General features: G+C 69.1%; 9 protein-coding genes. 2 read left to right on the top strand and 7 right to left on the bottom strand.

Annotated features, from left to right (window positions below):
* Positions 1-686: 686 nt before the first annotated feature.
* From Q0840_RS18865 to Q0840_RS18835, 7 genes are all read right to left on the bottom strand, one after another.
* Positions 687-1385 carry a hypothetical protein gene (locus tag Q0840_RS18865; protein ID WP_298462688.1) on the bottom strand — a complete coding sequence of 233 codons (699 nt, stop codon included), beginning with the start codon at positions 1383-1385 and terminating at the stop codon, positions 687-689.
* A 322-nt stretch (positions 1386-1707) separates the two neighbouring features.
* Positions 1708-2001 (bottom strand): hypothetical protein, encoded by a 294-nt coding sequence (locus Q0840_RS18860; RefSeq protein WP_298462685.1) that lies wholly within the window; start codon positions 1999-2001, stop codon positions 1708-1710.
* 87 nt (positions 2002-2088) lie between these two features.
* Positions 2089-2592 (bottom strand): hypothetical protein, encoded by a 504-nt coding sequence (locus Q0840_RS18855; RefSeq protein ID WP_298462682.1) that lies wholly within the window; start codon positions 2590-2592, stop codon positions 2089-2091.
* A 95-nt stretch (positions 2593-2687) separates the two neighbouring features.
* Entirely contained in the window at positions 2688-7973 is a 5286-nt protein-coding gene (locus tag Q0840_RS18850) for a hypothetical protein (protein WP_298462679.1), read from the bottom strand.
* A 207-nt stretch (positions 7974-8180) separates the two neighbouring features.
* Positions 8181-8408, bottom strand: a complete 228-nt coding sequence (locus tag Q0840_RS18845; RefSeq protein WP_298462676.1) for a hypothetical protein — start codon at positions 8406-8408, stop codon at positions 8181-8183.
* 926 nt (positions 8409-9334) lie between these two features.
* The gene (locus Q0840_RS18840; RefSeq protein ID WP_298462673.1) at positions 9335-11482 is read right to left on the bottom strand and encodes a serine/threonine-protein kinase; all 2148 of its coding nucleotides are present in this window, start codon (positions 11480-11482) and stop codon (positions 9335-9337) included.
* 148 nt (positions 11483-11630) lie between these two features.
* Entirely contained in the window at positions 11631-12836 is a 1206-nt protein-coding gene (locus Q0840_RS18835) for a DUF4238 domain-containing protein (RefSeq protein WP_298462670.1), read from the bottom strand.
* 374 nt (positions 12837-13210) lie between these two features.
* On the opposite strand from Q0840_RS18835, the gene Q0840_RS18830 reads away from it, so the two are divergent.
* A complete protein-coding gene (locus tag Q0840_RS18830; RefSeq protein ID WP_298462668.1) occupies positions 13211-14602 on the top strand; it encodes a helix-turn-helix domain-containing protein in 1392 nt (463 codons plus the stop codon).
* A gap of 400 nt (positions 14603-15002) precedes the next feature.
* Entirely contained in the window at positions 15003-15227 is a 225-nt protein-coding gene (locus Q0840_RS18825) for a hypothetical protein (RefSeq protein ID WP_298462665.1), read from the top strand.
* Positions 15228-15418 lie beyond the last annotated feature (191 nt).

Here is a 15418-nt window from a genome sequence, read left to right as displayed (position 1 = left end):
CCGGCGCAGCGGGTCCTCGGCGCTCCGCACCGAGGCAAGCGCAAAGGAATGCACCGCCAAGGCGGCGCAGTCGCGGATTCTTTAAGTCGGCGCTCCGCGCCGACAACTCGATTTTGGTTTCTCGGCCGTCCTCTGCCAAAGTTGACCCGGGCGACGTGCCGACCGTTCGACGTTGCCCCTTGCTCGTTGCGGGGCTGACCCTGAGTTTTTAAACGCAGGAGGTTCCGGGGCTACGTGCTCAGGTGCCGGCGGACTCGCGCGCACCGGGGAGACGCCCAGGACGGGGGGCTGGTCCTGGCGGGCCCCTCGGGCCAGGGCGGGTCCCGAGCATGGTGCAGTCGAACAGGTGGGTGGTGGCCGATCCCTGCTCGACGGGCTTGTCGGGTCGTTCATCGGCGTGCTGTGGCCGCTGTGCTCGTGCTGGTTTCGACTCTGCGAAGCGACCGCCGTCGAGATGAACAGGTCCGCCGTCTGCACAGAGAAGCGGACGACGCGGGCTAGTAGAAGAGTCCTCAGGAACCTCTTGCCCCAAGCCGCGCCTTGGAGATCCGTGGCCGCGGGGGCCAGGGACTTCACCGCTCTAGCTGTAAAGGGAGTAATGGGAGATGGTCGAGCACTGCGAGTCTGGCCACCCCATCACACACGTTGAAAGTGCTTTCGGTATGAAAGCCGCTTTATGGAGAGGCTTAGAGTTTGTCGCGACCGTGGCGGGTGTGGCTCCGGAGGACTATCAGAGTGATCAGCGCGTCTGCAAGCGAGAGCCGTCGAACTCTCCGTGTGCCTGCGTCGGAGGGTGTGGTGTCGAGGCGCGGCGCGGCCGCTACTCCCGATGGGTGATGAGTCGAGGCCGGGGTGGCGCCGACGTTATTGAGCGCACTAGTCCGCCAGATTGCTACTGCTGCCACAGGGACACTGAGAATCGACGCAGTGACGAGCGCGTCGAACGCGAGCTCGTTGAATTCGGGCCATACGACATTCAACATGAGAAGGAGCATCACCAACGTCCAGTTGCCCGACACTAGAAGGTACTGGTTGGAAATTTCAGTGCGCGCTTTAGGCTTGTAGGTCCACCGGTCCAGAAGATGAGCGGTGGCGACGAATTGGAACAGGCCGAATGCCGTAACTGTGATAAGGGCGCCAGGGGCTCCAATCTGAGTGTCTTCGGTGAGTACGATGACTCCGACACTGATAATAGCCAGGCTTACGCACCAGGTTGTGCACAGGTAACTATAGGACCAGGCCTTCGGGACTGTGTCGGCGTTGTTGGCGGCGGGTTGAAAGAAGTTGACCACGCCGACGGCAAACACAATAAATAAGAAAACAAGAGCGAAGGCAGTCGCTGGCTCAGTCGTGTCGCTCGACGTGACCGACAGAAAGCCTGTCATCTCGAAAACAGATAAGACGAGTGCGGCTACGCCGATGGAGGCCCAGGCCCATAGTCTGTGCCTCCAAGGGTGCCTCACAACAGAGTTATGGTTATTTGCAAGTGATTTCGTTCGTCCGGCGGGCTGGGTGGACGAGCGTGAGTGACTTGATTGGTTCACAGAAGTAGTCTAGGTGATTTGAGAGCAGAAGTAGGCGCGAACGCTCCTGCAGAGTTACTGCGACGTGGCATCTAGGTGCCTGGCGTAGAGAGGACCCATTGTCTCGACAACGACGAGGGTTGCTCGTTATGTGGCTGTGACATGCCGCATGGCTGCGGCGGTGTCAGTCCTCGAGGGGTGTGCGGATGTGGGCGGCGATGGCCGCGTGCACCTTGCGTAGGGCCTCGTTGTGGCCGTCTTCGTACGCCTCGAGGGTGGCGGTGCGGGGCATGCCGCCGAGGCTTTCGGGTACCGCTACGGCGGCTTCGATGGCGGCGACCAGTGCGTTCAGGGTGGTGATGAGGCCCTCATCCAGGGCGGTGGAGCGGCGGGCGATCGCACGTCCGGGTTGGCAGGTGCGAGCGAGGACACGGGCCTGGGCCAGGCTGGGGCGGTTTCGTGGCACGAGTTCGGTCATGGCGTCTCCTCGGCAGTCCGGTGCTTCACCGTCAGTAACTGCTGGTGAGGGACGTGATGTGACTTGGCCCTGGGGGCGGACGAGCCGCTAGTCGCGGCCGTATTCGCCGCGGATGTTGACGTCGTCGACGTTGTCGAAGTGCCACCGGTCGACGTTGTAGGTCTGGTCGGCGTTGTCCTTGAGCCACTGCATGGCGCCGGCCTCGCCGCGGTCGACGTAGGCGTTGATGAACCCCTGGGAGAGCGTGGGGTCGGCCAGGTCGAAGTTCGCAGTCCGGTAGCGCGTGTAGCCGGGTCCCGGCCGTGGTCCCTGCTCGCCGGTCACCGAGACGCGCATCGCGGGTGGTGTGCCGCCGGGTCGCTGCTTGATGGCTTGGGCGCGACCGCGCTTGGTGGTGGCTGCCTGTCGGGCCTTGGTGGTGAGCTTGTGCAGGGTGGCGGCCCGGGGCGCCTGGTGCTGACGGGTGGGATCCGCGAGCCACCGCTGGACGGTGCGCTGGGAGACGCCGAGCGACTTGGCGGCCGCGGCGGTATCGGGTTTGGACGAGTCGCGGCGTGATGCCCCGTAGGCGGCGATGAGCATGCCGCGCATGTCGGACCGGGCTGATCCGGAGACGTCTGCTCCGGATCGGCCCGTGAGGGCTTGGAAGAACGCGCCACGCGCCCTTCCTTGGTCGCCGGCTGCCACTACTCAGCGCCGTCGGTGGTGGTGCCGGCGGTGAGCAGCGCCTTGCCCTCGTCGGCCCACCGGTTCTTGTCCAGGTGCTGCAGCTGGTCGGCCAGCAGGCCGGTGCCCTCGACCTTGAACTGACCCAGGCCGCGGCCGAGGTGCTGGTCCTGGCCGGGCCAGGCCTTGAGCGGGTCAACTTCGTCCGAGGCGTACAGGACGGTGTCGATCTTGACGGCCAGCGGCCACACCCCGGTGTCCTGGCCGATCTGGACCACCCGGCGCAGCAGGTTGGCCCGGGCCTTGGCCACGATGTGGTGACGCCGCTCGGGGTAGTAGGTGGCGGTGCCCTCGGCGTGGGCGGACGAGCCCATCATCCCGATCGAGCGGGTGTAGAGCTCCTTGACCAGGTTCCGGACGGTGGGCAGGTCGGGGTCGGTGGGGTCGGCGTCGGTCGCGGTGCGGGCGGCGGTGACGCGCTTGTACCAGGGGTCCAGGACGCGGGCGTGCTCGGGCCAGACCCATGCCTCGCTGACGTCGAGCTCGTACCCGAGCTCGACGGCCAGGGCCAGGGCGGGGGTGGTCACCCAGTCCCACTCGGCCGTGCGGCCCTTGTAGAGGGGGTGGGGGTAGCGCCAGTCGGCGGCGTCGGGGATCTGCACCCGCCAGTAGCCGGGCAGCTTGGCGTCGAACGGCAGCCCGTCGGGGTGGTGGACGGGATCTCCCACGGGCAGCTCGAGGCCGGCTACGCCGGCCAGGTGCGCCCCGCCACGGTCGTAGGCGTGCACGTACCGCAGCGACTGCTCTTGCCCGACCGGCTTGCGGCACCAGTCCAGGTCGGGATCTCCCAGGCGTCGCGCCGGTCCGGGCGGCTCGTGGGCGACGAACTCGGTGGCGCGCTTGGTCCGCAGCGCCCGCATCAGGTCGGTGCCCGTGGCCTGGGCGGACAGGTGGAAGGTGGTGCCCATCAGGTCGGCGAACAGCCCCAGCCGGCGGGCGATCGTGGCTGGCCCGGCGTCGCCGGAGCGGACGGTGGGGGGCAGCAGGTCGGTGAAGGTGACGTAGACCGACGGCTGGCCCTCGCGCCACAGCTTGGTCCATCCCCGCAGGTCGGTGCCGACCTTCGCGGCCACGTTCCAGCCAGCTGTCAGGGCCTGGGTCAGGGAGGGGTGCTGGGTGTGGGCGGCGGCGAACGCGGTGGCGCGTTCGGCACCGTCTCGGGGGAGCCCGCGGGTGGTGATCTGCAGCTGCTCGGCGAGCTCGGTGGTGACCACGACGACGCCAGGGTCGTCGTGGCCGCGGCTGCCGCGGGAGCCGGCCGTGACCTGGGTGCCCAGGTGCAGGTCGTAGCCGAGCTGTGCGAGGTCGCCCAGGTGCTCGACGGTCCCGGTGGGACGGGTGGTGCCGTCTGGCAGGTGCACCAGGTCGACGTCGACCACCACCGCGGCTGCGGTGAAGGCATCGCGTCGGCTGACCACGCGGTCGGGCGTCTTGGGGGTGGGGGTCTGCGGGCTTGGGATGGTGGACGTGTCGGGGGCCGGCTGCTCGAGGACGGGCTCGACGGTAGGGGGTTCGGCGGTCGCGGCGCCGGTGATGGGAGGTGCCGAGGTGTCGGTCGTGGACGAGATTTCGGCCGGCTCGCCCATGAGCTCGGCGACGGCGGCGTCATCTCCTCGCACCACGGCACCCCAGCACGTCGCATGCACGGCGGTCTGGCCGTCGATCGCGGTACGGGCGGGGCGCTGGCACACGAAGCAGTCGGCCGGCTGCGCCAGCACGCTCACAGCAGCGTTGACCATGAGGTCCTCCTGGGGGTGGCCGTCCTCGGTGGCACGCGACAGATCCGGCGCTGCAGGCGCCGGGGGGGCACCGGCGCCGCCGCCGGCGGGGTCGAGCGGGGGCAGCGGGGCGGGCGGGGCCGAGGCGGGTGGCTCGTCGATGTCGCCGAGCAGCACGTCCAGGCGCAGCACGGTCATCATCCGCTCGGCCGATCGGCCCGGGTGGGTCGTGGACGACTCGCAGAGAATCCGCCGCTTCATCGTGTACCGCCAGCGGCCGCTGCCGTGGCTGTCCCACTGCGCCTCGAGCACTCCGGCCTCGTGCAGGGCGCGGCGAGCGGTGCTGGCGTCCATGGTGAACGGCTCGGACAGCCCGGACGCGGCGACCTTGATCATCGACTCCAGGGCGGTGGAGTCCAGCAGGACCTCACGGCTGGTGGGGTTGACGTACCCGGCGCGCTGACCGCGCGCTTCGAGGCGGACCTTGGGACGCCCGTGCTCGTCGAGCATCCCCAGGTTCACGCGCCGCCAGCCCAGGCGGATCGCGAGGCCTTCGTCGTCGGGGGCGTCGTCGCTGGAGATGTCGGTCAGGTGGGCGACCCCAGAGCGCAGCGCAGACGCGATCAGCTCGCGTAGCCGGGCGCCGGCGTTCAGCGGCGCGTCGGGGTCCTGAGAGGCGTTGATCGCCTCGTGCAGCCCCTCGTGTGCCTGCTGCAGCCAGGCGCGCTGCTCGATCGCAGTCAGTGCCCCGACGTCGACGAGGAAGGTGGTCATGAGCGACCACCCGGCCCACAGGTTCGCCGCGGCCTCGGCCTCCTCGCTGGTGCGCCCAGCGTCGCGCAGGGTGGTGGCGTAGGTGGCGCTGGCATCGCTGACGATCTGGCGGGCCCGGTCCAGGTCCCGCGCGGCCCAGGAGATCATCGAGGCCTGGAGCGTGGCGCGCCCGACCCGCGAGGCGACCTTGTCCAGCTCCAGCACATCTTCGAGGCGGATCTCGGCGCGCTGCAGCGGCACGATGAACGCTCGGCGAGCGTTGGCCCCGAACCGTGGCATGAGCTCGGAGCTGAACAGGCCGGTGGCGTGGGGCACCTGCCCCGACCGCAGTCCGTCCCCGTTGCGGTCGGCGCGATCACGCACCTCCTGGTTGAACAGCATCTGCAGGACCTCACCGAGGCGGGTCTGGGCGGCGGTGGACGACCCTCCGGGGGTGACGTCGTCGAAGAACGCGACGGCGTCCTTGGCTTGGTGGGCCACGATCCGCATCGCGTTCAGCGTCGACCCGTTGCCGGTCATGGAGACCGCGGGCCGGTTGCGGTCCCAGGCGGTGCCGAAGTGGTGCATGGCCAGGGCGGCCAGGCCGGTCTTCATCGACCCGGGCGACCCCACGAGCACCACCGAGTAGGGGTTGCGGCGGACCGGGGCGACGTAGGCGTGCCCGCACAAGACGGCCCCGACCCGGCCGCCGAACCGCTCGACCATCCCCGCGGAGTCCGCCAGGAAGAACCGCCGCAGCTCGGCGGCATCCACGCTGGGTCGCGGCAGGGCGTACCGGGCCAGCGAGCCCTGCATCAGCTGGTGCCCGGGCATGACCCCGCGAGCGGTGATCAGCCCGGTGTAGGTCACGTACACCCAGCCGTGGGTCGGGTCCAGGCGCCACCCGGTGCCGCGGTACTGCACGTGGTCGACGGCGTCCTTGCTGATCGAGCGGACCGCCTCGACGACCTTGGACTTGCCGGACTTCGTGTTGTCGTACTCCAGCCCGGGCACGTCGATCGCGTCCAGGAAGTCCCCCGACTTCGCGCGGTCCTCATCGACCCGCATCTGCACACGCTCACCCGATCGCCGGTCGGTGTAGGAGAACAGGTAGTGGGCGATCGTGCGCTCGTTGCGGATGACCGGCTGACCGGTCTGCAGGTCGAGCACGTTGTGCTGGCGCAGGACGTCCTGGACCTCGTCCTCCACGTCGCTGGTGGTGTCCTGGTACTCGCGCCCGTCCAGGTGCAGGTCGAGGTTGAGAATCTGGACGTACGTCTGCGACCCGCCGCGGTGCCGGACCAGGACGATGCGCCCGTCCACCAGCTGGTAGTCGCGGCGCTCGATGACCGGCGCGAACCTCGACTTGCCTCCGCCACCTCCCCCGTCGCCGCCGCCGGGGAAGTCGATGACCTGGGCACCCTCGCCGGGTGCCGCGTCACCGCCGACCTGCTCGGTGGTCGCGGAGTCGGCTGCAGCGGCTGATGCGATGGCCGCCGGCACCGGCTTGTTGGCGCTCTCGTGCGCCAGTCGGGCGGCGGCGGTGGCCTGATCCAGGAGCCTCTCGGCGAGCCGGGCGGCCTCGAGGACCCAGGTGCTCCCGCGGCCTGCAGCGGCGCGGGCCACCTCCTGGGCGGCGTCGTGGATCGACTCCCACCGCAGCTCGGTCTCCAGCACCCACCGCTCGGCAAACTTCGTGTGTTCCTCGGCCGCCGTGGGGTCACTGTTCGCCCGCTCGCGTGCCTGATCGAGGTGGAAGGTGATCTCGTCGTCCGCGTCGACGATGCGCTTGTAGGCAGCCTCGACCCGGGCGCCGGCAGCCCACACGCGCACGTCGTCGACGTCGACCTTGATGAGTTCGTCGAGGGTGTGCCCAGCCTGGACATGGTCGGTGAAGTCGCTCTTGGGATCTGTGGTCGCCGGCAGCAGCAGCCGTACCGACGCGGCGCCGGCGGCGGTCAGCCGTTCGTGGGCGGTGATGCCCCGGTTCCACCCGGTCCCGTCGCGGTCCAGGACGACTGCGACGTGAGCCCCGGCGAGCACGGTGATGAGCTCGGGGGTCAGCCCGCCGCCACCACCGGTGTTGGTCGTGGCGGCCAGACCGAGGCCTTCGGCCGTCTCGACGTCCTTCTCGCCCTCGAGCAGCCAGACCACCTGCCCGGTGGCCACTGCCGCGAGCACCTCTGGCAGCCGGTAGAGCACCGGCGTGAACCCAGCCGGCTTGCGCTTGACCAGGCCACCGGACGGGGTCGCGAAGCGCTGCACGAACTCCTTCGCGGAGCAGTGAGTGCAGACGCGGCGGACCACCACCTGCACGAGCGAGCCGTGGGCGTCGCTGTAGGGGTAGGTGACCTGGTCGACGTAGGTGTGCTCGTGATCGACCGCGGGCAGGGTGCGCCGGCGGGGCAGCGGTCCCAGGCGACCACGGCGACGCCCAGCGGCACGGGTCGTGGGTCCACGCCCCACACGCCAGCGCTCGTCTCCCTCACGGGGAGGCGGCGGGCTGTCGAACAGGTCCACCATCCCGAGACCGAGCGCCTCGGCGATCACCGACTGCTCGGCGTGGCACGAGTGGCAGTACAGCGTCGTGAGCCCGCCGTTGGCACGTGCCTTCCAGGTCACGTTCAGCGAGCCGGTGCGCTCTCCCTGTACTGGGCAGAGCGCCTTGAACTCGCGTGCACGTCGGGTCGGGGCGTACCCGCCGCGCTCCAGGGCGTCAAAGACGCGGTCGAGGGAGGTCTGGTGACCCCAGTGGTCGGCCGGCAAGGCAGTCACGCGACACCCCCGTCATACCTGGGGTGAAGCGGCGTTGATGCGACACGACATGCCGATGGGAGCCGGGGTATCCCTACAACGGGGTTCGGCTCTACACTCGGAGACACAACAAAGGCCACGGGCTCGCTCGCTCGGTGGTCGCGGTTCCTCGAGAAGCTCCCCGTCTGCTGGCCGGCGTAGGGGAGCTTCTCGCTGTCTGAGGGTCGATCAGGCTCCCAACGGCAGCTCCAGCTGGTGCGTAGGCACAGTCGGGTGAGTCCACTGCGGTACCGGGAGCTCGTGAGCTTGGGCGAGACGAGCGACGAGGTAGTCGCTGATGCTCGGGTACCCGCCCTCCTCAGCGAGGCGGCGGTAGAGGTCGAACTGGTCACGCGGGGGGCGCACCGCGATCTGCACGCGGTCACCCTTGCTCTTACGTCCTGGACGACTGGCCATGACCCATGGATAGCGCCTGCCCGAATCGGAATCGGGTAGGCGCGCCGCGACACGCCGCAACCCGCCGCCCCCGTCATACCTACTCCCCACATGTGCGCAGTAACTGCTCCAGCGCCCCCGGTTGTGACACCCAACCTGCGACGAGTTCTGCCAGCTCGGCCGCCGGCAAGACGGGGCAAAGCGCCAAGCACCACCCGATAACCATCGACACCGGATAAACTATTTTAGTACGGACGCCTTGGATGGTCACGCCCTCCCCCGCTATAGGGGGTCTGCCGCCCAGATCGTGGGAAACATGGGAAACATGGCCGTGTTCGTGCAGGTCAAAGCCACTATTTGCGCTCTCCCACCCGTGGGAGAGCGCTGCTGTCGACAGGCGCGCCGCAGGCGGGTGTTCACGCAGGTCAGACCGCTGAAAGTCGCGTGCTCCCGTGTCTCCCACGGTCTTGGGAAACACGGGCAGGCGCGTCCGGGTAGACACCGAAACCGCCTGGCGGCCGGCCAGGCCGCCGCTGCCTGCTGCTGTCGCCGCTTGCTGCTGTAGGCCGCTGCCACCCGCCGCGCCGGCCGTCGCTGCCGCCGCCCCGCCTGCCTGCCGCCCGCACCCGCCGCCCGCCGCAGCCGCCTTGCCCACTGACGCCGCGTCCGTCGCCGCCGCCGCCCCCGCGTCCGTAGTTTCCGTTGTCAGTGACCCGACAGCGGCGGTGTGTCCGCGGAGGACGCTGGCGCTAGTAGACGCCGAGCGTCCATCGACGATGGGCGTCTGGCGCGCTCCCGTGCGGCCCTGACTTACGAGGCGCCAGGGCATCGTGTCCCGCTGTGTGCGAGCACGTGTGGTCGAGCCGCCTATGTATCAGCCGAGGGGATGGACATCGAGTCCGACCGCTGGATCGCGGACACAGGACGCGCGGCACGAGAGCGTGCGGCTACCCGCGCCGCCAAGTCCCTTCCGTGGAGCGCTCCGGCATCGTGCTCGGATGCGCCAGTTTGCCCTGGACGCCGGCGGCGAACCACCCCACCCACCGGTCGATGAACTCCTCGAGCTCACCGATGACGAGTTCGGTGAACGGCCACGCGACCTGGTACCCAGCAATGCCTGGTGACAGCGCCTTCGCCGCCTCTTGCCCGGGCGGCAGGGCGAACGGGTCCTGGCTTGAGCGCTGGTGCACGAGCGGACTGTGCATGAACGCGGTCTCGTACCAGGCGTAGGAACCTTCACGCTGGGCGTCGCAGTAGTACAGCGAATGGCTGCGACCATCGTGGCCGTACGCGTCGGTCGAAATGAGCACGCTGACGGTGGCGAAGGCGACGATGTCGAAGTTCGGCGGGTGCCCACCGCCCCAGGCTCGGCCGTCGAACGGGGTCGCAGCCGACAACCCGAACCTCGTCGAGCTGAGCTGCACGATCCACTTCATCTCGCGTCGACGCTCGACCTCGACGCCCGGCGCAGCGTCAAGAACAACCTCGAGCAGCTGCGCAGAGATCGCATCCAGGGACCGGCTGGCCGCCGTCGCGAGCTCCTCGCGGCGCTGCGCCTCGCTACGGGCTCGGGACCTGGACGCTGCCTCGGCCGCCACCTCGCCGACCTGGTGGTGGTAGGCGATTGCGAGGGCTCCGACACCGGGAAACTGCTCGCTGCGGTTGGCCCGCTGCAGCCGGCTGATGAGCACCTCAGGTGCGGGGCGAGCCTGCGGTGGCTTTTGCAGGCACTCCGCGACGAGAGCAGCCAGTCGCGGGGACACATTGTGCAGTGGCGGTGCATCCTCGTGCAGGTGCTGCTCCCTGTAGTCCTCCCAGCCGGGTCCCGCAAACGGCAGCGAACCAGAGAGCATCTGGAACGCCATCACTCCGACCGCGTAAACGTCCGCCGCGGCGGTGGCCCGTTCGGCGCGCCACCGCTCCGGAGCCGCGTACGGCGGGGACATCGCCAACTTGCGGCTGTCGGGAGCGGTCGAGGCCTCTGCATAGCGGGAAATGCCGAAGTCGGCCAGGCACCACGCCCCACCCAGGAGCAGCACGTTCCCCGGCTTAATGTCGCGGTGCACGATGCGCTCACTACGTGCCGCCAGGTCGGTCAGCGCCGCCCCGACGTTCCGCAGGACTGCGAGGACCTCGTCGAGCCCCAGTCGTCCTTGCGCCTCGTCCAGACGGTCTTGGAGGGAGTGCTGAGCACGTGGCATCACCAGCACCCAGGCATCATCGACTTCACCGGAGTCGATGACAGGGACAACGTTGCGGACCCCGTCGAGCTCGGCGAACAGCAGCTCCCGCTCGGCACCCGGCTCCTTGGGCACGAACTTCACCGCGGCCGCCGTCCCGTCGTCACCCGTGGCGATGAACACCTGGCCGAAGCCGCCCGACCCGAGCCGCTGCCCGACCTCCCATCGGCGCCGCAGGTGCAGTACACGCCCATCGCCGCGGCTGGGTGCCTCAACGGATGGCACCGACAGCTGTGGCGTCGTGGGCGCCGAGCCCTGGCGCTCGCGCAGCCGCCAGTAGCCGGCCAGGTCCACGACGTCCGCGTACGGGCGAGCGCGGCGGTCCACCGACAGCCGCCATCCGCCCTGGTGCAGCAGCATGTGCCCCGTCCACGGCTCGGCGTGCAGCAGCAGCCCGGACTGCCGGGCGATCCCATCGGCGTGCTCACCGGTCACCTGAACCCCGGCAGCTGCAGCCGCGTCCTCGAACGTCACGATCGGGTCCTGCCCGTCAGGCAGGGTCCGAAGTTCGGCTTCCGCCGCGAGCTGGACGGCGGCGAGAAACACCTTGAGCGCAAGCTCGCTGCCGACGCACGCCGCGGCACCGGCAGCGGTGAGCGACAGCTGAGCATCAGCGTTCGGACGTTCACTGCCCAGAAAACGCCCGCCCAGCAGCAGCGTCTCTGGGGTGCGTGCGAGGACCGCATCGACGTCAAGCTTCCGCTCCCGGTACAGCTGCCGATCGACCGTGCTGTAACGCGGCCAATGCTCACCACCGGCGAGGAGGTCCCAGATGCTCTGCAGCAGCAGCGCCACCTCGCCGTCAGCCGGCTCGGGCAGGTCGTAGTCGGAGTCTGGCTTGTTGCGTACGGTCACGAGGCGAGCCTCCCACTGATCAGTGACGATTCCGGGAGTGAGCGGCGCCCCGCAGTACTGCGCCGAAAACGGCGAAGAGATCGGCTCTCCGCTGGCAGAAGCCGGCCCACTGCGGGAAACGGGGCCAGGCAAGACAACGGCTGGTTCCTCAGCCCTTGGCGAGACGACGTGGGCGCATCAGAGCCGGCGTCGAGTTGATGGCGGCCGATGCCGCGTTCGTCCCGTCGCATACGCGTAGCAGTGGCCCGAGCTCAGGAAAGCTACGGTCGGCGAAGGCGGTGTCGTCTGGCGTGGAGATAATCCAGTCGAGGGCCTGGGCGCACAGCGCGTCGTTGACCCGCTGTGCGAACAACTCGGACTCGGACTCAGTGAACTTTTCTCGCTCGAACACCCCGACGTCGCCATCGTCGCTCAACGGTCCCCAAACCAACGCAGAGCGCGGGCTGATCGGCAGCACGACTTCCAGCGCGGTCCCCAGTCCGCGCGGCACGGGGCTCCAAAAGTGCACGATTCGCGACACCTCACGTTGCCGCCGCTTCTTCTTCCGGCGTTCCTTGGCGATCCGTGACTGGATGTCCTCGTCGCTCAAGAAGCAGTCTGGGTGGTGCACCTGGCCGGGCCCTACGTTGACGACCACCGGCTCGTCGCTCACAAGCAGGCGTGGTCGGTCGAGGTTGATCAGCGTGAGAGGGCGCGCGAGAAGGTAGGGCGCGAGTTCGTCGGCCATCGACCCGAGGCGTGAGACAAGCTCGTTCTGGTGCGGCACAACCGTGAGCTTTGTCAACTCCTCCTCGCTGACCTGGCCGCGCATCATCGTTTTCGCGTACCAGTCGGCGTGCAGCTCAGACTCCTTACGGTGGCGCGGCGTGCGCACGACCTGAAACGCGGTAAAAAGTGCGAGCGTCGCCAAGTCGTCGGCGTCGATGTCCGCGTCCTTGATGAACGCGCTCTGGATGTTCTTCAGAACCACTGCCACCACCGACTCCACACGCCCGAGGACGGACTCGAGCAGGGAGTTCTGCTGGTCGTGGATGTCGACAAACGTGTAGAAATCGCGGATCGCAAGGTCGCGCACGTTCCGCAGCCCCAACTTCTTGTCCACCCTGCTATACACCTGGACCTGTCCGCGCCGGTCGGCCCATCGGTCGAGCAGGAAGCGGGGCACGACATGGTGACGAGCACCAACACCGGCGCGCTGGTCAAGCGACCCGATCACTCCGTGCGCGGTCTCGCCGTCGACAACGTCGGCCTCGCGGTACGTGGCGTGCAACTGACGCACGCGCATCGCTCGGTCGACCCGACCGGGCCAGGGTTCGCCCGCCACGCCACACCTCCGCCCGACGTAGCCGCGCACGTCGCCGGCTCCACGACTATTCACCAAGAGGTTATCTAGTGTGCGCGCTGACCACGAGCGACGACCTGGCATGGGCTGATGCGCCGACGCTGACGCTCGGCTGTTCCCACCCGCGGGCAAAAACTCGGACATGGTCGTGGGACGTCACTGGTCGTCGGACGTGCCGAGCCCGCTGGTCACGAGACTAGGCCGCGGACAACTCGTCTTAGTTCCAACACCTTGGTCGCGATACGCCAGGGCGACGGTCTCCTGTTCGCCGTCTACGACGACCTCTTCACCGGCGCGACGGCGCCTCCTCACGCGGCCACGCCTCGGCAACACCTTCGGTCGGTTCTGCCGCCGTTCGGTGTCAAGGGGGTGCGAGGCTTACACGCATGACACTGTGGCGAGACCCCGAACTGGAATCGATCCTCGGAGGCCCGTTGGACGCGGCTGGCCTGACGGAGACGGCGCTGCAGGCTCTCGTCGGCGCAAAGGCGCGCGAAGGTGAGCGACTGGAGTTCAAGTCCCACCCGTACCCGCCGAGCCCACCCGGCGCAAAAGTGTCCTGGACCGCGGCGCAGGAGTTCGCGAAGGACGTGTGTGCCCTCGCGAACCAGCGCGGGGGGCTGATTCTGATCGGGGTACACGAAGAGGGTGAGACGGCGACGTCTTTGGACGCCACAGTCACTGACCCGGGCGCGACCGAGCAACGTCTCCGACAGGCACTGGCGAACCACGCCACCCCCCAGCCCCGGATCGCGTTCGTTCCGGTGCCTGCGACGACCGGAGGGAACTACCTCGCCGTAATCGTGCGCCCGAGCCCATCCGCTCCACACGCGGTGACCGGCAAGCCCGGCGACGGCCGGCGCCCGTTGCACTACCCAGTCAGAGACGGCGCGGACGTCCGATGGATGGCCGAGACCGAGGTCGCGCAACGCTACCGGGGGCGCATCGACGGCCAGGCAGCACGAGCCGTGCGGACACGCGCCGCGACGGACGGAGGCCTGGACGCGCTACGACGCGGTGACGGCCTCTGGCTGTACGTCTGCATCTCGCCCCACTCCCCAGCCGAGGCGACTCTCGATCGGACGGCAGCCCGGGACGCCCAGGCGTGGTGGCGGTCGTACTCATTCGCGACGCCCCACCAACGCATGCTCGAAGCCGACGGCAGGGCGATTCCAGCGCCAGGTCGGGTCACTGTCACCGCACCGCCCTACCGAAACGGGCACGAGGCTACGGACCCGCGATTCGGTTACCTGGAGCTGTACATCGATGGCACATCGTTCGCGGCCACTCCGGTGGCCTTCAACACACAAGACGACGCAGACGGCAGCCAAGTAGGAGACGTCACTCTGGCCGAGGACACGGTGCTCGCGGTGAACGCCTGTTTGACGTGGACGGTCCGACAGGCAGGAGCATGGGGCGCTGCCGACGTTCTGATCGGGCTTGTCGACGCGGACGCCGCCGACGGCGAGCTGACGCGGCCTGTAACCCTCGTCGGGGTCCGCCACGGCGACCTCGTCCGCATCGGCGACCGCAAAGTTCCCGTCGCGCCGGAGGCAGTGACGGTGGCTGACCTCGCGGTGGCCGGCCAGCCTCAAGGGCGCCTATTGGTGGCGCACGACGCGCTGGCGGTGCTCCTGCACAACTTCGGGATAGCGGAGCCAGCGCAACTCGCAGCGGATGGCACCGTTGTGACCGAGACCTGGAATTTGGATCCGCGCGAGGTCGAGCGGTGGGCAAGAGACCATGGCGTGACCTCGCGCCGCCTGCCGGAAAACTGACGAGCTGCCGCCGCCGGTTGCGCGCCAGCGGCCCGACCGCTGGGTGCTCAAGGACAACCACTCGGCGTAGGGCCGGGCCCTCGGCGGCGAACCACATCGCGCAGGCCGCTCCTGCAGCGCGGGCGGCGGCGCGCACCGCGCGGCGCGCTTCGGCGAGGTCCGCTGCGGTGGCGCCGCTGGGTGTGCTCGTCCAGCCGCTGGCACGCGGCGACGTCGTCGGGTCAACGGTGCCCGCGTTGACCCATGCGAGGTCTTGATGCAGCTCGAGCGGATCTAGCTCGCCACGGTCCGCACGCCGCGCGCCATCAGGCGACTGTGTGCCGGTGCTCGCGCGCCCGAACCGTCAAGGTGCCGCGTGTCGTGTCTGACAGGTGGGCGGTGCCTTCGCCAGTGTGGCTGGGTGACGACCACCGAGACGCCTGGCGACGCCGCGCACGCGCGGGTGCAGGCGGCGCGCGACCTGCGCGCCGCGGTGCTCGAGCGGCAGCGCGCGGACGCGCGCGTGGCACTGCTGGTCCAGGTGCTGCGCGCCGCCGGCGCGACGTGGGGTGAGGTTGGCGCGGAACTCGGAGTGACGCGGCAGGCGGCGCGACAGCGGTTCGGCGGCGATGAGCTCACGGCGTAGCGCCGACGGTCGCTCCTGCCCCGCCCAGCTTCAGAGGCAGGGACGGAGGGGGTGGGCGGCCGCGTAGCGATCCCCGCCGCAGGGCACGCCGGCGCGCTCCGTCGCGGCGTTTTCGGGCTCATCCCAATCGGGGGTGTAGGAGTTGGGGTCTGAAGCCGCCGGTCTCGAGCAGGCTTCGGGCGATGTAGTTG

Origin of the sequence: uncultured Cellulomonas sp., assembly GCF_947494015.1 — a bacterium.
GTDB lineage: Bacteria > Actinomycetota > Actinomycetes > Actinomycetales > Cellulomonadaceae > Pengzhenrongella.
This window is presented reverse-complemented; position numbering and strand designations above follow the sequence as displayed.

What these genes read in the sequence shown, in the direction of transcription:
- Q0840_RS18860 (WP_298462685.1), bottom strand. Translation starts at nt 2,001, where the DNA reads ATGACCGAACTCGTGCCACGAAACCGCCCCAGCCTGGCCCAGGCCCGT.
- Q0840_RS18830 (WP_298462668.1), top strand. Translation starts at nt 13,211, where the DNA reads ATGACACTGTGGCGAGACCCCGAACTGGAATCGATCCTCGGAGGCCCG.
- Q0840_RS18845 (WP_298462676.1), bottom strand. Translation starts at nt 8,408, where the DNA reads ATGGCCAGTCGTCCAGGACGTAAGAGCAAGGGTGACCGCGTGCAGATC.
- Q0840_RS18855 (WP_298462682.1), bottom strand. Translation starts at nt 2,592, where the DNA reads ATGCGCGGCATGCTCATCGCCGCCTACGGGGCATCACGCCGCGACTCG.
- Q0840_RS18865 (WP_298462688.1), bottom strand. Translation starts at nt 1,385, where the DNA reads ATGACAGGCTTTCTGTCGGTCACGTCGAGCGACACGACTGAGCCAGCG.